At 70.6% G+C, this 16,139-nt stretch carries 17 protein-coding genes; 9 read left to right on the top strand and 8 right to left on the bottom strand.

The genetic code is table 11. The annotated features are described in order from the left end of the window. Positions 1–82: 82 nt before the first annotated feature. From ACXKZB_RS12860 to ACXKZB_RS12840, 5 genes are all read right to left on the bottom strand, one after another. Positions 83–640: a GNAT family N-acetyltransferase gene (locus ACXKZB_RS12860; protein ID WP_488823369.1), complete on the bottom strand. Its 558-nt coding sequence runs from the start codon at positions 638–640 to the stop codon at positions 83–85. 2 nt (positions 641–642) lie between these two features. Continuing rightward, a complete protein-coding gene (gene trpS / locus ACXKZB_RS12855; RefSeq protein ID WP_488823368.1) occupies positions 643–1,653 on the bottom strand; it encodes a tryptophan--tRNA ligase in 1,011 nt (336 codons plus the stop codon). Positions 1,654–1,694: 41 nt separating this feature from the next. Further along, positions 1,695–2,537 carry an exodeoxyribonuclease III gene (locus ACXKZB_RS12850; RefSeq protein WP_488823367.1) on the bottom strand — a complete coding sequence of 281 codons (843 nt, stop codon included), beginning with the start codon at positions 2,535–2,537 and terminating at the stop codon, positions 1,695–1,697. Between the two features lie 256 nt (positions 2,538–2,793). Then, entirely contained in the window at positions 2,794–3,066 is a 273-nt protein-coding gene (locus ACXKZB_RS12845) for an HPr family phosphocarrier protein (RefSeq protein WP_488823366.1), read from the bottom strand. A 69-nt stretch (positions 3,067–3,135) separates the two neighbouring features. Beyond that, on the bottom strand, positions 3,136–3,906 hold the full coding sequence (locus ACXKZB_RS12840; RefSeq protein WP_222658067.1) for a DeoR/GlpR family DNA-binding transcription regulator: 771 nt from the start codon (positions 3,904–3,906) through the stop codon (positions 3,136–3,138). A gap of 252 nt (positions 3,907–4,158) precedes the next feature. On the opposite strand from ACXKZB_RS12840, the gene ptsP reads away from it, so the two are divergent. The 4 genes from ptsP to ACXKZB_RS12820 all read left to right on the top strand — a co-directional run bounded on the left by ptsP (position 4,159) and on the right by ACXKZB_RS12820 (position 9,111). Then, positions 4,159–5,814, top strand: coding sequence for a phosphoenolpyruvate--protein phosphotransferase (ptsP, locus tag ACXKZB_RS12835; protein ID WP_488823365.1), 1,656 nt, complete (start codon positions 4,159–4,161; stop codon positions 5,812–5,814). A 68-nt stretch (positions 5,815–5,882) separates the two neighbouring features. After that, entirely contained in the window at positions 5,883–7,421 is a 1,539-nt protein-coding gene (locus ACXKZB_RS12830; RefSeq protein ID WP_488823364.1) for a PTS mannitol transporter subunit IIBC, read from the top strand. A gap of 89 nt (positions 7,422–7,510) precedes the next feature. Continuing rightward, on the top strand, positions 7,511–7,948 hold the full coding sequence (locus ACXKZB_RS12825) for a PTS mannitol transporter subunit IIA (RefSeq protein WP_123313772.1): 438 nt from the start codon (positions 7,511–7,513) through the stop codon (positions 7,946–7,948). Further along, positions 7,945–9,111: a mannitol-1-phosphate 5-dehydrogenase gene (locus tag ACXKZB_RS12820; RefSeq protein WP_222658064.1), complete on the top strand. Its 1,167-nt coding sequence runs from the start codon at positions 7,945–7,947 to the stop codon at positions 9,109–9,111. Before ACXKZB_RS12825 ends, ACXKZB_RS12820 begins: the two co-directional genes overlap by 4 nt. A 72-nt stretch (positions 9,112–9,183) precedes the next feature. Here ACXKZB_RS12820 and ACXKZB_RS12815 read toward each other — a convergent pair whose 3' ends face one another. Beyond that, the gene (locus ACXKZB_RS12815; protein WP_488823363.1) at positions 9,184–10,143 is read right to left on the bottom strand and encodes a diacylglycerol/lipid kinase family protein; all 960 of its coding nucleotides are present in this window, start codon (positions 10,141–10,143) and stop codon (positions 9,184–9,186) included. A 186-nt stretch (positions 10,144–10,329) separates the two neighbouring features. Between ACXKZB_RS12815 and ACXKZB_RS12810 the strand changes: the two genes are divergently transcribed. The 5 genes from ACXKZB_RS12810 to ACXKZB_RS12790 all read left to right on the top strand — a co-directional run bounded on the left by ACXKZB_RS12810 (position 10,330) and on the right by ACXKZB_RS12790 (position 14,600). Beyond that, positions 10,330–11,616 (top strand): ice-binding family protein, encoded by a 1,287-nt coding sequence (locus tag ACXKZB_RS12810; protein WP_488823362.1) that lies wholly within the window; start codon positions 10,330–10,332, stop codon positions 11,614–11,616. A 73-nt stretch (positions 11,617–11,689) separates the two neighbouring features. Continuing rightward, on the top strand, positions 11,690–12,622 hold the full coding sequence (locus tag ACXKZB_RS12805; protein WP_488823361.1) for an NADP-dependent oxidoreductase: 933 nt from the start codon (positions 11,690–11,692) through the stop codon (positions 12,620–12,622). A gap of 142 nt (positions 12,623–12,764) precedes the next feature. Beyond that, the gene (locus ACXKZB_RS12800) at positions 12,765–13,289 is read left to right on the top strand and encodes a DUF805 domain-containing protein (protein ID WP_488823360.1); all 525 of its coding nucleotides are present in this window, start codon (positions 12,765–12,767) and stop codon (positions 13,287–13,289) included. Positions 13,290–13,359: 70 nt separating this feature from the next. Continuing rightward, entirely contained in the window at positions 13,360–13,938 is a 579-nt protein-coding gene (locus tag ACXKZB_RS12795; protein WP_488823359.1) for a DUF805 domain-containing protein, read from the top strand. Next, a complete protein-coding gene (locus tag ACXKZB_RS12790) occupies positions 13,935–14,600 on the top strand; it encodes a DUF805 domain-containing protein (RefSeq protein WP_488823358.1) in 666 nt (221 codons plus the stop codon). Before ACXKZB_RS12795 ends, ACXKZB_RS12790 begins: the two co-directional genes overlap by 4 nt. 70 nt (positions 14,601–14,670) lie before the next feature. Here ACXKZB_RS12790 and ACXKZB_RS12785 read toward each other — a convergent pair whose 3' ends face one another. Both ACXKZB_RS12785 and ACXKZB_RS12780 read right to left on the bottom strand, forming a co-directional pair. Further along, the gene (locus tag ACXKZB_RS12785; protein WP_488823357.1) at positions 14,671–15,315 is read right to left on the bottom strand and encodes a TNT domain-containing protein; all 645 of its coding nucleotides are present in this window, start codon (positions 15,313–15,315) and stop codon (positions 14,671–14,673) included. A gap of 52 nt (positions 15,316–15,367) precedes the next feature. After that, the gene (locus ACXKZB_RS12780) at positions 15,368–16,138 is read right to left on the bottom strand and encodes a succinate dehydrogenase iron-sulfur subunit (protein WP_222658056.1); all 771 of its coding nucleotides are present in this window, start codon (positions 16,136–16,138) and stop codon (positions 15,368–15,370) included. Position 16,139 lies beyond the last annotated feature (1 nt).

The raw sequence follows: 16,139 nt of genomic DNA, 5'->3' as shown, positions 1-16,139 counted from the left end.
CTCGGTGGGTCGTGCCGTGTCGCTCACGGATCGAGCCTACCGGCGGGAAGATCGGTGACGCGTCACCACGGGGAACGGAGCGTCACGGAGCGTCGGGCCACGCGAGTTCGGACGCCGGCACACCGTCGGCACGACGCACAGCGGTCCAGGCGGTCGTCGGTCCACCGTCGCGTCCGGGGATCCGTGCGGGCCCGGTTCCGGTGAACGAGAACCCGGCGCTCCGGGCGACCGCGGCCGACGCCGTGTTGCCCTCGTAGCACTCCCAGTAGACGTCCGGGGCCCCGTCGGCGAACGCCCACTCGACGACGAGCTCGACCGCGTCGTGCATCAGGCCGGCACCGCGGGCCGAGGGCGCCAGCCAGAATCCGAGGTCGCGGCCCGCCGTGCGGTAGCCGATGATCCCCTCGAGCCAGGTCGATCCGCGGCGACGGATCGCCCAGGTGTACTCGCGGTCCGATGCCCACCCCGGACCGACGAGTGCGTCGACGAACGTCCGTGCGTCCTGCTCGCGGTACGGCGTCGGGATCGTCGTCCAGCGGACGATGTCCGGGTCCTGGCAGGCATCGGTGATGGCCGCGGTGTCCGCCCGGGTCGGGACGTCGAGTCGGACCCGGGTGGACTCCAGCGTGACCGGCAGCACGGTCAGCCGCGCAAGCGCGGGACGAACCCGATCCGGTCGTACACGCGCGCCAGGGTCTCCTGCGCGATGGACTCGGCACGGTCCGCGCCGACGGCCAGCAGACGGTCGAGCTCCGCCGGGTCGTCGAGCAGCTCGAGCGTGCGGGCGCGCACCGGTTCGAGCTCGGCGACGACGGCCTCGGCCACCGCGCCCTTGAGGTCCCCGTAGCCCTTGCCCGCGAACGAGGCCTCGAGCTCGGCGACGGGGGTCCGGCTGAACGCCGACAGGATCGCGAGCAGGTTCGTCACGCCGGGCTTGGCCTGGCGGTCGGAGCGGATCTCGCGCTCGTCGTCGGTGACGGCCGACTTGATCTTCTTCGCGGTGCGCTTCGGGTCGTCGAGCAGACGGATCAGGCCGCTGTCGGACGCCGCCGACTTGCTCATCTTGCTCGTCGGGTCCTGCAGGTCGTAGATGCGCGCCGTCTCGGTGCCGATCCGGGCCTCGGGCACGACGAACGTGTCGCCGAACCGCGAGTTGAAGCGTCCGGCCAGGTCGCGGGTCAGCTCGACGTGCTGACGCTGGTCGTCGCCGACCGGCACGACCTTGGTGTCGTACAGCAGGATGTCGGCCGCCATCAGGACCGGGTAGGTGAAGAGCCCGACCGAGGCCGCCTCGGAACCCTGCCGCGCCGACTTGTCCTTGAACTGGGTCATGCGGCTCGCCTCACCGAACCCGGTGAGGGTGTTGAGCACCCAGGCGAGCTCGGCGTGGGCGGGCACGTGGGACTGCACGAACAGCGTCGACTTCGTCGGGTCGATGCCCGACGCGATGTACTGCGCTGCCGTCGCCCGGGTGCTCGCGCGGAGCTCTGCCGGGTCCTGCGGCGAGGTGATCGCGTGCATGTCGACGACGCAGTAGATGGCGTCGAAGTCGTCCTGCAGGTCGCGCCACTGCATGAGCGCCCCGACGTAGTTGCCGAGGTGCAGCGAGCCGGCGGACGGCTGGATGCCCGAGAAGATGCGGGTCTTGGTCATGGTGGTGTTCCTGTGGGTCAGGTGGAGCGCAAGCAGAGGGGTCAGAGTTCGTAGTCGACGACCACGGGGGCGTGGTCGGACCATCGCTGGTCGTACGCCGTAGCCCGGTCGACCGTGTACTCCGTGACCTTCGCCGCGAGGTCGGGCGTGGCCATCTGGTAGTCGATGCGCCAGCCGGTGTCGTTGTCGAACGCCTGTCCGCGCCAGGACCACCACGTGTAGGGCCCCTCGACGTCGCCGGCCTGCGCGCGCCCGACGTCCACCCAACCGAGGCCGGGCCCCGTCGAGCCGTCCGCGCCCTCGACCGGTTCGCCGTCGGCGCCGAAGAAGCGCGAGAAGTAGGCACGCTCGCGCGGCAGGAAGCCCGCACGCTTGACGTTGCCCTTCCAGTTCTTGATGTCGCGCTGGTCATGCCCGACGTTCAGGTCACCGACGACCACGGCGAGCGGGTTGTGCGCGCGGAGTGCGGGCAGCCGCTCGGTCATGGCGTCGAGGAACTTCCACTTCTCGTCCTGCTTGGGGGTGTCGACCTCGCCCGAGTGGACGTAGGTGGACACGACCGTGACCGTGGTGCCGCCGATCTCGTAGTCGGCCTCGAGCCACCGGCCGGCGGAGTCGAAGTCGTCGGGTCCGAGCGCGACGCGGTGGATGTGCGCGGAGTGCCGCGAGGCGATCGCGACCCCCGCCCGGCCCTTCGCGGTGGCCGGGTCGTGCACGATGTCCCACCCGTCGCCGAGCAGACCTTCGAGGTCCTCGCTCGAGGCACGGACCTCCTGCAGGGCCAGCACGTCGACGTCGCGGGTGGCGAGCCAGTCGCCCATGCCCTTGCGGAAGGCGGCGCGGACGCCGTTCACGTTGACGGATGCGAGGCGCAGGCGTGTCATGCAGACCACCTTATCGGCGGGTGCCGACAGCCTCGGACCGCACCAGTTCGAGGTTCCACGACTCGCCGCGCGCCGTTCGCCGAGGTTCCACAGACCGACGCGGGCGACGCCGAGATGACGAGATTTCGGAACCCCGGGAGCGGGGCTGCGGGCGGGACGGCGGTCGGAACCCCGGGGCGGGGCGGTGGGGGCGAGCACGGACGGACGGGAGGCACGGTGCCAGCCGGCACCGTGCCTCCCGTCCGTCGCTGCGCGATCAGGCCGCGTCGTGGTCCGTCTGCAGGAACTCGACCAGGCTGTCGGCGGTCGTCTCGGCGTCGTCGCCGGTCACGGTGAGGGCGACCTCGTCGCCGTTCTCGATGCCCAGGCCGAGCAGGGCGAGGATGCTGCCGGCGTTGCCGGACTTGTCGCCCTTGGCGATCGTGACCTGGTGGCCGGAGGCCGTCACGGTCTGGACGAAGAGGGACGCGGGGCGCGCGTGCAGTCCGGACGCGCTGGCGACGGTCACGGTGCGGGTGGCTTCGGACATCGATGTACTCCTGTCGATGGGTGGTGCGCTCATGCTAGCGAGCGCCGGATGGGCGGGTCGGGCGAGCGGTCAGGGTCGACCGGGCCAGAACACCTCGGTGCCGGCGGCCTCGACCTCGCGGACCAGGTCGAGGTTGACGGCGGGGTCGGTGATGATCGTGTCGATCGCGGCGAGGGGTGCGACGCGGCCGAACTCCTCGCGACCGAACTTGGTGTGGTCGGCGAGCAGGATGCTCCGTCGGGCGGACTTGATCATCGCCGACTTCACCGCCGCCTCGGCCATGTTGTGGGTCGTCAGGCCGCGCTCCGGGGTGATGCCGTTGATGCTCACGAAGGCGACGTCGACGCTGACCATGCCGATGAGCTGGTGCGTCCACGTGCCGACGCCGGCCAGGGAGTCGCTGCGGATGTTGCCGCCGAGCAGGTGGAGGTCGATGCCCGGACGGTTCGCGACGGCCATCGCGACGGGGAGCGAGTGCGTGACGACGGTGAGCCCGCGGTCGGTCGGCAGCATCTCGGCCAGGCAGATGGTGGACGTGCCGGCGTCGATCATGACCGAGCCGTTCTCCGGCAGCTCCTCGAGCGCGGCCTCGGCGATGACCATCTTCTCGGCCTGGTTGATGCCGCCGCGGTCACCGACGCCGGGGTGGATCGTGATGCGTTCGACCGGGATCGCCCCGCCGTGGGCACGTCGGACCAGTCCCCGTCGCTCCAGCGAGGTGAGGTCGCGACGGATGGTCTCCGGCGTGACCTCGAGCAGTTCGGCGAGGTCCTTGACGTCGACCCGCCCCTGCGCGCGCGCCTGCTCGACGATGCGCTGGTGGCGTTCTGGTGCGTACATCGGACCTCGTCGTCTCCTGGTCGGAACGGAACGGACATGTCCGGGCACGAACCTGACGGAACCGAACCGGAGCGGCTGGCCGCCAGACGCAAACGGGCATCTGTTTCTGCATTTTTATCCCCGGATGTGTTTGTTTGTCAACGCGGATCGGGGTAGTGTGCTGCTCAGCCGCACCGGCGAGGTCCCGTCTCAGCCGTGCGCGCACCGAACGAACACCCCACCGCAAGCGCGTGTGAGATGAAGGAGTCTCGAATGTCCGAACTGCTCGGCACCGGCGTCGGCCGTGGCGTCGCCCACGGCCCCGTGCTCCGCATGGCGGACCCGCTCGGCGAACCGTCGAAGGACGCCCTGACCGGTTCGGCGGACGACGCGAAGCAGGCCGTGCACGACGCACTGGCCGCCGTGGCCGAGGACCTCAACAAGCGCGGACAGCTCGCCGGCGGCGACGCCCAGGCCGTGCTCGAGGCGCAGGCGCTCATGGCGCAGGACCCGACGCTCCTCGACGACGTGCACACGCGCATCGACGGCGGCACCAACGCCGAGCGCGCCGTGTACGAGGCGTTCGCCCAGTTCCGCGACCTGCTCGTCGGCATGGGCGGCTACATGGGGGAGCGCGCAGCCGACCTCGACGACGTCGCCCAGCGCATCATCGCGAAGCTCCGCGGCGTGCACGCCCCCGGGGTCCCCGAGTCGGACACCCCCTTCGTCCTCGTCGCCCGTGACCTCGCCCCGGCCGACACCGCGCTGCTGGACCTCGACAAGGTCCTCGCGCTGGTCACCCGCGACGGCGGTCCGACCTCGCACACCGCGATCCTCGCCCGCGCCAAGGGCATCACCGCGATCGTCGGCGTCACCGGCGCCGACGACCTGGTCGACGGTCAGTCGATCGTGGTCGACGCCGTCGCCGGCACGGTCGTCACCGAGCCGTCCGAGTCGCTCGTGTCCGAGGTCGAGCAGCGCATCGCCGACCGGCTCGCCGCAGCCGCCGCACCGCTCACCGCCGGTGCCCTCGCCGACGGTCACGTCGTGCCCCTGCTCGCGAACCTCGGCAGCCCCGCCGACGCCGCGGGTGCCGTTGCTCTCGGTGCGGAGGGCGTGGGGCTCTTCCGCACCGAGTTCCTCTTCCTCGACTCGCCGAAGGCGCCGACCGTCGACGAGCAGACCGAGTCGTACCGTCAGCTCCTCGCCGCGTTCCCGGGCAAGAAGGTCGTCGTCCGCGCGCTCGACGCCGGTGCCGACAAGCCGCTGCCGTTCCTCACCGACAAGGACGAGGAGAACCCGGCGCTCGGCCGCCGTGGTCTCCGTGCGCTGCGGAACCACCCCGAGGTCCTGCGCGACCAGCTCGTCGCCCTGGCCCAGGCCGACGCCGCGACCGAGGCGGACCTCTGGGTCATGGCCCCGATGGTCGCCGACGCCGAGGAGACCGAGTACTTCGTCACCCTGGCCCGCGAGCTCGGCATCCGCACCGCCGGCGTGATGGCCGAGGTGCCGTCGCTCGCGCTCATGGCCGAACAGGTCTTCCAGAACGCGGACTTCGTGTCGATCGGTACGAACGACCTGACCCAGTACACGATGGCCGCCGACCGCATGCTCGGCACCGTCGCGTCGTACCAGGACCCGTGGCACCCCGCCGTCCTGCGCCTCGTCGCGCAGCTCGGTGCGGCCGGCGCCGACGCGGGCAAGGCCGTCGGCATCTGCGGTGAGGCCGCGGCCGACCCGCTGCTCGCCGTCGTGCTCGTCGGCCTCGGCGCCACCACCCTCTCCATGACTCCCGCGGCCCTGGCCGACGTGCGCGCCGAACTCGGTCAGCACACGCTCGAGCAGGCCCGTGAGATGGCCCAGGCGGCACTCGCCGCGAGCACGGCGGCGGCCGCGAAGTCCGCCGCGGCCGCAGCGCACGCCGCCTGAGCACGCACCACCGGCACCACCCCTCCCCGCACCACGCAGCAGCTCCACCACACAGAAAGTCACCGCACATGACAACGTCGTCCGTTGCAGCGCCCGACGCACCCGCGAAGTCGCGGGGCGGCGCACGCGTCGCCGTTCAGAAGTTCGGCACGTTCCTCTCCGGCATGGTCATGCCCAACATCGCGATCTTCATCGCGTGGGGCATCATCACCGCCTTCTTCATCGAGACCGGCTGGACGCCCGTGGGCATCCTCGGCGGCTTCGGTGAGACGGGCGGCGTCGCCAACGTCGGCCTCGTCGGGCCGATCCTGACGTACCTCATCCCGCTCGCGATCGCGATCCAGGGCGGCCGGATGGTCTACGAGACCCGCGGCGCCGTCGTCGGGTCGATCATGACCATGGGCGTCATCATCGGTGCGAACGGCACCACGATGATCCTCGGCGCGATGATCTGCGGACCGCTCGGTGCGTACCTCATCAAGCAGATCGACAAGATCTGGGACGGCAAGATCAAGCCGGGCTTCGAGATGCTCGTCAACAACTACGCGGCAGGCATCCTCGGCTTCGGTCTGGCGATGGCCGGGTTCTTCTGGCTCGCCCCGCTGTTCAAGCTCATCGCCGAGGGCCTCGGCGACGCGGTGAACTTCCTCGTCCAGCACTCGCTGCTGCCGCTCGCCAGCGTCATCATCGAGCCGGCCAAGGTGTTCTTCCTGAACAACGCGATCAACCACGGTGTGCTCGACCAGCTCGGCGCGCAGCAGGTCCAGGAGTCGGGCAAGTCGATCCTGTTCCTGCTCGAGGCGAACCCCGGCCCCGGCCTCGGTCTGCTCCTCGCCTTCACCTTCTTCGGTGTCGGCATCGCCCGCTCGACCGCTCCCGGCGCGATCATCATCCAGTTCTTCGGTGGCATCCACGAGATCTACTTCCCGTACGTGCTGCAGAAGCCGGTCCTGTTCATCGCCGTCATCCTCGGTGGTGCCACGGGCGTCGCGACGAACGTCGCGTTCCAGTCCGGCCTCGTCGCTCCGGCATCGCCCGGGTCGATCTTCGCCGTCCTCGGTGCCACGGAGCGCAACAGCTTCCTCGGTGTCATCCTGTCGGTCGTCCTGTCCGCCGCGGTGTCCTTCGCGGTCTCGTCGTTCTTCCTGCTCGCCAGCCGCAAGCGCGACCTGGCCAACGGCGGCGGCGACATGAGTGCCGCGATGGCGAAGCTCCAGGCGAACAAGGGCCGTGACGTCAACTCGGCGACGGCGGGTCTGCTCGGCAACAACGCTCCGGCGAACTCCGAAGAGGCCGCCGCGTCGGGCACCACCGCCACCGCGACGAAGGTCCAGAACCTGGTCTTCGCCTGCGATGCGGGCATGGGCTCGAGCGCCATGGGCGCCAGCGTCCTGCGCAACAAGATCAAGAAGGCGGGCATCGAAGGGGTCACGGTCTCCAACAAGGCGATCGCGAACCTGTCCGGTGACGAGGACCTGATCATCACGCAGGAGGAACTGACGGACCGCGCCAAGCAGAAGAACCCGAACGCGCAGCACGTGTCGGTCGGCAACTTCATGAACGCGCCGCAGTACGACCAGGTCGTCGAGCAGCTCAAGAACCAGTAACGCCACAACCAGTAACGAAGTGCAGTATCGGAGGGGACGGGGATGACCCGTCCCCTCCGACACGCCCTCGAACACCAAGGAGAACCACGATGCCCGTCCTGCAGGAGAGCCAGATCCGGATCCACACCGAGGACACCGCGCCGACCAAGTCGGAGGCGATGAAGGAGGCGGCCGAGATCCTCGAGGCTGCGGGCGCGGTCACCTCGGACTACTACCCGGCGATGCTCGAGCGCGAGAAGAGCGTGTCGACCTACATGGGCAACTTCCTCGCGATCCCGCACGGCACCAACGACGCGAAGGACGCCATCAAGTCGTCCGCCCTGTCGTTCATCCGCTACGCCAGCCCGATCGACTGGGACGGCAACCCGGTGCGCTTCGTCGTCGGCATCGCCGGCGTGAACAACGAGCACCTCGACATCCTGTCCAAGATCGCGATCGTGTTCTCCGACGAGGACGAGGTCCAGAAGCTCACCGACGCGGCCGACACCAGCGCGATCCTGTCGATCCTCGGCGAGGTCAACGAGTGAGCACCACCGACCGGGGCACCGCCGTCCACTTCGGTGCCGGCAACATCGGCCGCGGCTTCGTCGGGCTGCTCCTGCACGAAGCGGGCTACGAGGTCGTCTTCGCCGACGTCGCCGCGCCGCTGATCGACGCCCTGGCCGCCGCCGACTCGTACACCGTCCACGAGGTCGGCGCCGGCGCGCAGGACCACGAGGTCACGAACTTCCGTGCGCTGAACAGCGCGCAGGACGAGGACGGTGTCGTCGCCGAGATCGCCGCCGCCGCCGTCGTCACCTGCGCGGTGGGCCCGAACGTCCTGAAGTTCATCGCCCCGGTCATCGCGCGTGCGCTCGTCGCCCGCGACGCCTCCGCCGCTCCGATCGCCGTGATGGCGTGCGAGAACGCGCTGAACGCCACGGACCGCCTGCGCGAGTTCATCGTCGACGCGCTCCCGGCCGAGGGCCGCGACGCGGCGCTGGCGAAGGCCGTCTTCGCGAACACCGCCGTCGACCGCATCGTGCCGGCCCAGCCCGAGGGTGCCGGCCTGGACGTCACCGTCGAGACCTACTTCGAGTGGGCCATCGACCGCACGCCGTTCGGCGGGAACGAGCCGGAGATCCCCGGTGCGCACTACGTCGACGGCCTCGCCGCCTCGATCGAGCGCAAGCTCTTCACGGTCAACACCGGGCACGCCACCGTCGCGTACCACGGCTTCGTCGCCGGTGCGGACAAGATCTCCGACGCCGTCGCGATCCCGGCCGTGCGCTCCGAGCTCGAGTCCGTGCTCGCCGAGACGAGCGACCTGCTCGTGCGGCGTCACGAACTCGACCCCGAGGTGCACCGTGCCTACGTCCAGGCGATCATCGCGCGGTTCGAGAACCCGCACCTGCCGGACACGGTGACGCGCGTCGGCCGTCAGCCGCTCCGCAAGCTGTCACGCGACGAGCGGTTCGTCTCGCCGGCCGCGTCGCTGGCCGAGGACGGCACCGAGCCGACCGCGCTGCTCGACGCGATGGGCGCGGCGCTCCGCTTCGACGTCGCGGACGACGAGCAGAGCGTCGAGCTGCAGGCACTCCTGGCCTCGGACACGTCCGATGCCGACGTGGTGACGCAGATCACCGGCCTGGCCGCGGAGCACCCGCTGCACGCGGCGTTCGCGGACCGGGTGCGTGTCGCGCGCGGCTGACGCTCTCGACGTGGCCCGATGACGACGGGAGGCCCGGTGCCAGCTGGCACCGGGCCTCCCGTCTTCACGTGGTCACCGCGACGGCCCCACCCGGATCAAGAGCCCGCCGTGGTCGACCGTCAGCCGCACCGCGACCACGGTGCCGAACGGGTCACCGTCGAGCTGGATCTGCTCGGGGTGATCGAGCGCGAGGTCGAGGACCCGCGCGCTCGTGTACCGCAACGTCCGCGTGGCCGGGATGAGCCACGACAGGAAGCGCCCGAACCCGGTCCGGTGGAAGAACCGGTTCAGGGACAGCCCGTAGCCGACCCCGGCCCACCCGACCGTCCGACCCGGTCGGAACGCGACCGCGTCGAGGACCCCGTCGTCCGGTTCCGCCTCGGGCAGCAGGAGGACGCCGGCGGTCAGCGTGCCACAGTTCCCGACGATGACCGTGTGCGCCCGCATCGTCCGGGTGTCGCCGTCGTCGAGTGCGTACCGCAGGTCGATCTGCCGGTTGCCGATGACGGACCGCATGATCGGGTCGGAGTAGGCGAGCCACCCGAAGCGTTTCTTCAGGCGTGCGTTGGTGTTGGCCGCCATGTTCGCGTCGAGTCCGATGCCGGCCATCACCAGGAACGCGTGGCGTGTCGTCGTGCCCTGGGTGTCGGTGAGGTCGGCGAACGCGAGGTCGACCGGCCGATCGGTCCCGCTGAAGGCGGCTCGGACCGAGCCGGCGACGTCGTTCAGCGGGATGCGCAGGTTCCGGGCGTACAGGTTCCCGGTCCCGACGGGGAGCAGGGCGAGCGGCACGCCGGATCCGTGCAGTGCCTCGGCTGCGACGCGCAGCGTGCCGTCGCCACCGACGACCAGGACGACGTCCGGCGCGGTGGCCAGCGCCTCGCGTGCGGCGGCGAGGCCGTCGTCGGACGCCGCCGTCTCGAACCAGGTCGTGGGCGCCCAGCCGTTCCGCTGCTGTTCGGCGGCCACGGTGTTGCGGAGGACCCGCAGGTCGACCTTGACGGGGTTGACGACGATCGCGGCGCGCGGCATGAGAGGACGATACCGAACAGCCGTCGTCGATCAGAACGGGCGGGTTCTGTCCGGTATCGGCTGATCCGGGTGAACCTGGGATTCAGGGCCGCGGAACACATGCGATGCGGACACACTCGGGACACGGTGAACGCCGGGCGTCTCCGACGCTCTTTCCGCACTTCGCCATCACAGGCAGGGGCCGTCGTGGCCAGAACCCTCATCCTCCGTCCGCTCATCGTCGTCAGCACCGGGATCGGGTTGGCCGCGGCGCTGGCCCTCGGTGGTTCCTCGGCCGCGTCCGCCGCCACCATCATCGACGGACCCGTCGGTCTCGGCACCGCGGCGAGCTACGGCGTCCTCGGCGCCCAGAGCGTCACCAACACCGGGCCGAGCGTGGTCAACGGCGACCTCGGTGTCTCGCCCGGCACGTCGATCACCGGCTTCGGCGGTCCCGGCAACGGGATCGTGAACGGCACCGTCCACCAGACCGACGCCGCCGCGGCTCAGGCGCAGGCCGACACCACGACCGCGTACGGCGTCGCGGCGTCGTTGACCCCCACGCGCGGCGGACTCGAGGAACTCAACGGGCTGAGCCTGACCCCGGGCGTCTACAACGGCAGCACGTTGCAGCTGGCGAACAACGGCCAACTGACGCTCGCCGGCAGCGCGGACTCCGTCTGGGTGTTCCAGGCCGCATCGACCCTGACCATCGGGTCCGGCACGAGGATCGTCATCACCGGCGGCGCGAGCTCGTGCAACGTGTTCTGGCAGGTCGGCAGTTCCGCGACCATCGGCACCGCCGCCCAGTTCCAGGGCACGGTCCTCGCCGACCAGTCCGTGACCGCCACGACGGGTGCGACCGTCGTGGGCCGACTGCTCGCCCGGAACGCATCGGTGACGCTCGACAACAACACCATCACCCGGCCGGTGAACTGCCCGGCTGCCGGAACGCCGTCCGAGAGCGTCGCACCGACGATCACCTCGGGCACGCCGACCGACGCCACCGCGGGCACGCCGTACTCGTTCCCCGTCACCGCGACGGGCAACCCGGCACCCACCTACTCCGACGGTGGGACCCTGCCGCCGGGACTCACGATCAACCCGGACACGGGCGTCATCTCCGGCACGCCGACCACGCCCGGTACCACCACGGTGACGATCACGGTCGACAACGGCACCGCACCGCCGGACACCGAGACCTACGTCGTGACCGTCCGCGCGCCCGCGCCCACCGCGACGCCGACACCGACACCGACACCGACCGCTACGGCACCGGTTCCCACCACACCCGCCTCGACCGCTCCCGCCGTGCCGGTCGTGGGTGGGAACGGCAGTGGTGGTGGCGGCGCCACCGAGCTCGCCTTCACGGGGAGCGACCCGACGATCCCGCTCACCGTGGCGGGCGCGATGCTGCTCGCCGGCATCGCCGTGATGGTGCTCCGTGGACGGACGCTCCGTGCTCGACGCCGGATCCTGTCCGAGGACCACTGACGGGTGACCGAGCCGGCGCCGTCGGCCGTCCCGGCACTGACGGTGCCGGCGGCTCGGGCGTAGCGTCGGCCGCATGACGAAGCACTGGGTGGCACCGCGGTTCGGCGGCAGCGAGGTCCTCGAGTTCGTGGACACCGAGGTCGCCGCACCCGGGCCCGGCGAGGTCACCATCGCCGTCCGAGCCGCTGGCATGAACCCCGCCGACACCAAGCACACGCGGCAGGGCGACCCGGCCGACCTGCCGATCCCCGTCGGCTACGAGGTCGCCGGGGTGCTCACCGCCGTCGGACCCGACACGACCATCGCGTCGGGTGGGGGAGCGGTCGGCGACGAGGTCCTGGCGTTCCGTGTCGCCGGTGGGTGGGCCTCGGAACTGACGGTGCCAGCGGCCGACGTGTTCGCCAAGCCCGCAGCGCTCGGGTTCCCCGAGGCGGCGAACCTGCTCCTCGCGGGCACGACCGCCGCCGACATGCTGCGCGTCACCCGCGCCGCCGGGCGCGACACCGTGCTCGTGCACGGCGCCTCGGGGGCGGTGGGCGTGAGCCTGCTGCAGCAGCTCCGCCTGCTCGGCGCGCGGGTGATCGGCACGACCTCCGAGCGTGGTGCGGACGTCGTCGGACGCTTCGGCGGCGAGTGGGTCGCGTACGGTGACGGCCTGGAGGCGCGGGTCCGGTCGATCGCGCCCTCCGGCATCGACGTGGCACTGGACTGCGTCGGAACCGACGAGGCCGTCGACGTCTCGCTCGCGCTGGTCGCCGACCGCGACCGCATCGTCACGATCGCCGCGCCGGCGCGCGCCGCCGAGGCGGGGTTCGCGGCGGTCGGCGGAGCCCAGCCCGAGAGCAAGGCGTTCCGTGACTCGGTGCGCCAGCGACTGATCGACCTGGCTGCGGCCGGCGAGCTCGAGGTCCCGGTGGCGCGCACGTTCCCACTCGCCGAGGCGAAGGCCGCCGCGGAGCTGCTGGAGTCCGGACACCCCGGGGGCAAGCTGGCCCTGCTGCCCTGAGCCGGTCGGTGCGCTGTCGGTGGGCTGTCGCTTCGCTGTCCGCCGCTGTCCTCCGCTGTCCTCCGCTGGGGGGACGCGTCCGGCCGCTGCCGCTGCCAGACTCGGTCGTGGTCGATGTCCGGCCACCGGAAGGAACGAACCAGTGAGTGACCAGTACCCGCCGCAGAACCCGTACGGCCAGCAGCCCGGACCGTACGGGCAGCAGCCCGGACCGTACGGCCAGCAGCCCGGACCGTACAGCCAGCAGCCGACCGGTCCGCGCCAGCCGCCGCTGTGGGCTCCCTGGTACGGGATCCCGTTCGTGCAGGCCTTCCCGCGGTTCTGGAAGAAGTACGTCCGGTTCGACGGCCGTGCCAGCCAGTCGGAGTTCTGGTTCTGGGCCCTCTGGTACGTCATCGGGTCGGCGGCCACCGGCATCGTCGGCGGGTTCTTCGACGTGCTGCCGTTCGTCGACGACGCGTCGAACGGGCTGAGCGGCCTGTGGTCCCTCGCTTGCGCGCTCGGCTTCATCGCCCTGACGGTGCGCCGACTGCACGACGTGAACCTGAGCGGGTACTTCGCCTTCTTCTTCCTCATCCCGCCGCTCGGCGTCCTGTTCTCGCTGATCGTCGGTCTGATGGGGTCGAACCCGCAGGGGCAGCGGTACGACGAGCCCCACCGCGGGTAGCGAGCGACGGCCCCGCGACGCTTCTGGTTGACTCGGACCCGACTACCAGCCAACGATCGAGGGGGACACCGTGAGTGACCAGTACCCGCAGAACCCGTCCGGCCAGCAGCCGGGCGGTCAGCCGAACCCGTACAACGGAACGCCGCAGTACGGCCAGCAGCCGGCGACCGGCCCGAACGGCGAACCGCCGATCTGGGCCCCCTGGTACGGGATCTCCTTCGGCAAGGCCGTCGGACGGTTCTTCAAGAAGTACGCGACGTTCAGCGGCCGCGCGAGCCGCAGCGAGTTCTGGTGGTGGTACCTGGCGAACGCGATCGTCGGCATCGTCCTCGGCGTCCTGTACGGCATCGGCATCGCCACGTCTGAGCGCTCGACGGTGTCGATGTCCACCGCGACCTCGACGAGCGTGCAGTCGACCGTGACCAGCCCGTCAGCGCTCTTCGTGATCGCCGGCATCCTCGCGCTGCTCTGGGGTCTCGCGATCATCATCCCGACGCTCGCCCTCGGCTGGCGCCGCCTGCACGACGCGAACCTCCCCGGTGCCCTGTGGATCATCGCGATCTTCGTCGGCATCGTCGGCATCGTGTTCGGCCTGCTGCCCTCGAACCCGCAGGGCGAGCGCTACGACCGACCCACCGGCGCTCGATGAGCAACGACACACCGCAGTGGGGCCAGCCCGGTGGCGACCAGCCGTCGGGGCAGCCTGACCACGGACAACAGCAGCCGGGGTACGGGCAGCAGCCTGGGCCGTACGGCCAGCAGCCCGGTCCGTACGGGCAGCAGCCCGGGTACGGGCAGCAGTACGCCGACCCGTACCCGCAGGCCGGTCCGCCGATCCCGGTCGGGCCCGACGGCGCCCCGCCGATGTGGGCACCTTTCTACGGTGCCGGGTTCCTCGACGCCTTCACGCGGTTCTTCAAGAAGTACGCCCGGTTCGACGGCCGTGCCAGCCGCAGCGAGTTCTGGTACTGGATCCTCGCGAACGCGATCGTCACGATCGTCCTCTACGGCGGTTTCATCGCCGGTCTGATCGCCTGGAGCGTCTCGGCCTCGACCACCGACGAGTACGGCTACACCCAGACCGAGGGCGCACCCCCGGCGTGGATCTTCATCCTGCTCGTGCTGTTCGGCCTCTGGACCCTGGCGACCCTCGTCCCGAACATCGCACTGGGATGGCGCCGCGTGCACGACGCGAACCTCGCGGGGCCGTTCTGGCTCATCGCGATGTTCGTCGGCGTCGCCGGGATCGTGTTCGGCTGCCTGCCGCCGAACCCGGCCGGCGCGCAGTACGACCGTCCCGACCAGGCGTAACGCCGCTCAACGGCAATCGGCCCGTACTGCGCGGATGCGCGGTGCGGGCCGATCTGCGTCGTGCAAGGTGTCAGACGACGCGGAGTCGAGCCAGTGCACCGTCGACGACGAGGTCGCGCACGGTGACCGTGGGGTCGGCGATCTGGAAGCGGAGTGCGCCACCCGGCTGCTCGAACCACGGCTGCACGAAGCGGACGGTCACCATGAACGGGCGCTCGACGAGGTAGCGGTGGGTCTCCGGCACCCCGGCCACGTGCGGCGGGAGCGACCGGCTCGGCAGCGGGGTGTCGAGGGGGTGCAGCAGGTAGCCGTCCGGACCACCGATGCGGTCGACGGGGACGCCGGCGGGGATCTGGATGGTCAGACCCTGCTCGCCGGCCTGCGACACCTGCTGCGCGAGCTGCGGGTACGTCGACGCCGCACGGTCGCGGAGTCCGTCGAGCTCGTGCCGGGCGATGTCGCGCGGAGCCGGGAACGGTCGGTTCAGGAACCGACGGAGCATCTCGACCGCGTCTTCCTCGCCCCGCGCGGTGGCGAGGCGACGGGCCGTGCCGTAGTCGACGACCTCGAGCGCGAAGTCGTCGGACGCCTCGGCCGGGACCACGCGGAGCGCGCCCTCGACCGGCGGCTCGTGCAGGGTCTCTCCGGGGAGCTGCACGTACCGGATCGTGTAGCCGAGCTGGTCGAGGATGGGGCGGGTGGCCGCGAACGTCATGGAGCGGAGCCTATCGGTGGAGTCGATGTCGAGTCTTGGACGACCCCGAGTGTCAGGCGCGGCCCCGCATGACGGCCTGCTTGACCTCGGAGATCGCCTTCGTCACCTGGATGCCACGGGGGCACGCGTCGGTGCAGTTGAAGGTCGTGCGGCAGCGCCAGACACCTTCCTTGTCGTTGAGGATGTCGAGGCGGACGTTCGCGGCGTCGTCACGGGAGTCGAAGATGAACCGGTGCGCGTTCACGATCGCGGCCGGCCCGAAGTACTGCCCGTCGGTCCAGAACACCGGGCAGGACGAGGTGCACGCGGCGCACAGGATGCACTTCGTGGTGTCGTCGAACCGAGCACGGTCGGCCACCGACTGGATGCGCTCCTTGCCCGGGGTGGGAGCGGTCGCGGGCTGCAGGAACGGCTGGACCTCGCGGAAGGACTTGAAGAAGGGCTCCATGTCGACGACGAGGTCCTTCTCGAGCGGCAGGCCCTTGATCGCCTCGACGTAGATCGGCTTCGAGACGTCGAGATCCTTGATCAGGGTCTTGCACGCCAGACGGTTCCGGCCGTTGATGCGCATCGCATCCGAGCCGCAGACGCCGTGTGCGCAGGACCGACGGAAGGTCAGGGAGCCGTCCTGGTCCCACTTGATCTTGTGCAGGGCGTCGAGGATGCGGTCGGTCGGCAGCATCATGACGTCGAAGTCCTGCCACCGCGGCTCGTCGTCGACGTCCGGGTCGAAGCGCCGGATGATGAGCGTGACGGAGAAGGACCCGGGAGGCGCCGCGGTGGTGTCGGTCCGGGGTGCGTCGGAGACCAGGGTGTCGGTCATC

The organism is Curtobacterium sp. ABR8 (genome assembly GCF_057812125.1).
Note: the sequence above shows the minus strand (reverse complement) of the source record. Positions and strands in the feature narration are given on the sequence as shown.

Bases quoted from the DNA above. Each gene is read 5' to 3' on its own strand.
- trpS (WP_488823368.1), bottom strand. From the start codon at position 1,653: ATGACCAAGACCCGCATCTTCTCGGGCATCCAGCCGTCCGCCGGCTCG.
- ACXKZB_RS12850 (WP_488823367.1), bottom strand. From the start codon at position 2,537: ATGACACGCCTGCGCCTCGCATCCGTCAACGTGAACGGCGTCCGCGCC.
- ACXKZB_RS12845 (WP_488823366.1), bottom strand. From the start codon at position 3,066: ATGTCCGAAGCCACCCGCACCGTGACCGTCGCCAGCGCGTCCGGACTG.
- ACXKZB_RS12840 (WP_222658067.1), bottom strand. From the start codon at position 3,906: ATGTACGCACCAGAACGCCACCAGCGCATCGTCGAGCAGGCGCGCGCG.
- ptsP (WP_488823365.1), top strand. From the start codon at position 4,159: ATGTCCGAACTGCTCGGCACCGGCGTCGGCCGTGGCGTCGCCCACGGC.
- ACXKZB_RS12830 (WP_488823364.1), top strand. From the start codon at position 5,883: ATGACAACGTCGTCCGTTGCAGCGCCCGACGCACCCGCGAAGTCGCGG.
- ACXKZB_RS12825 (WP_123313772.1), top strand. From the start codon at position 7,511: ATGCCCGTCCTGCAGGAGAGCCAGATCCGGATCCACACCGAGGACACC.
- ACXKZB_RS12815 (WP_488823363.1), bottom strand. From the start codon at position 10,143: ATGCCGCGCGCCGCGATCGTCGTCAACCCCGTCAAGGTCGACCTGCGG.
- ACXKZB_RS12805 (WP_488823361.1), top strand. From the start codon at position 11,690: ATGACGAAGCACTGGGTGGCACCGCGGTTCGGCGGCAGCGAGGTCCTC.
- ACXKZB_RS12790 (WP_488823358.1), top strand. From the start codon at position 13,935: ATGAGCAACGACACACCGCAGTGGGGCCAGCCCGGTGGCGACCAGCCG.
- ACXKZB_RS12785 (WP_488823357.1), bottom strand. From the start codon at position 15,315: ATGACGTTCGCGGCCACCCGCCCCATCCTCGACCAGCTCGGCTACACG.
- ACXKZB_RS12780 (WP_222658056.1), bottom strand. From the start codon at position 16,138: ATGACCGACACCCTGGTCTCCGACGCACCCCGGACCGACACCACCGCG.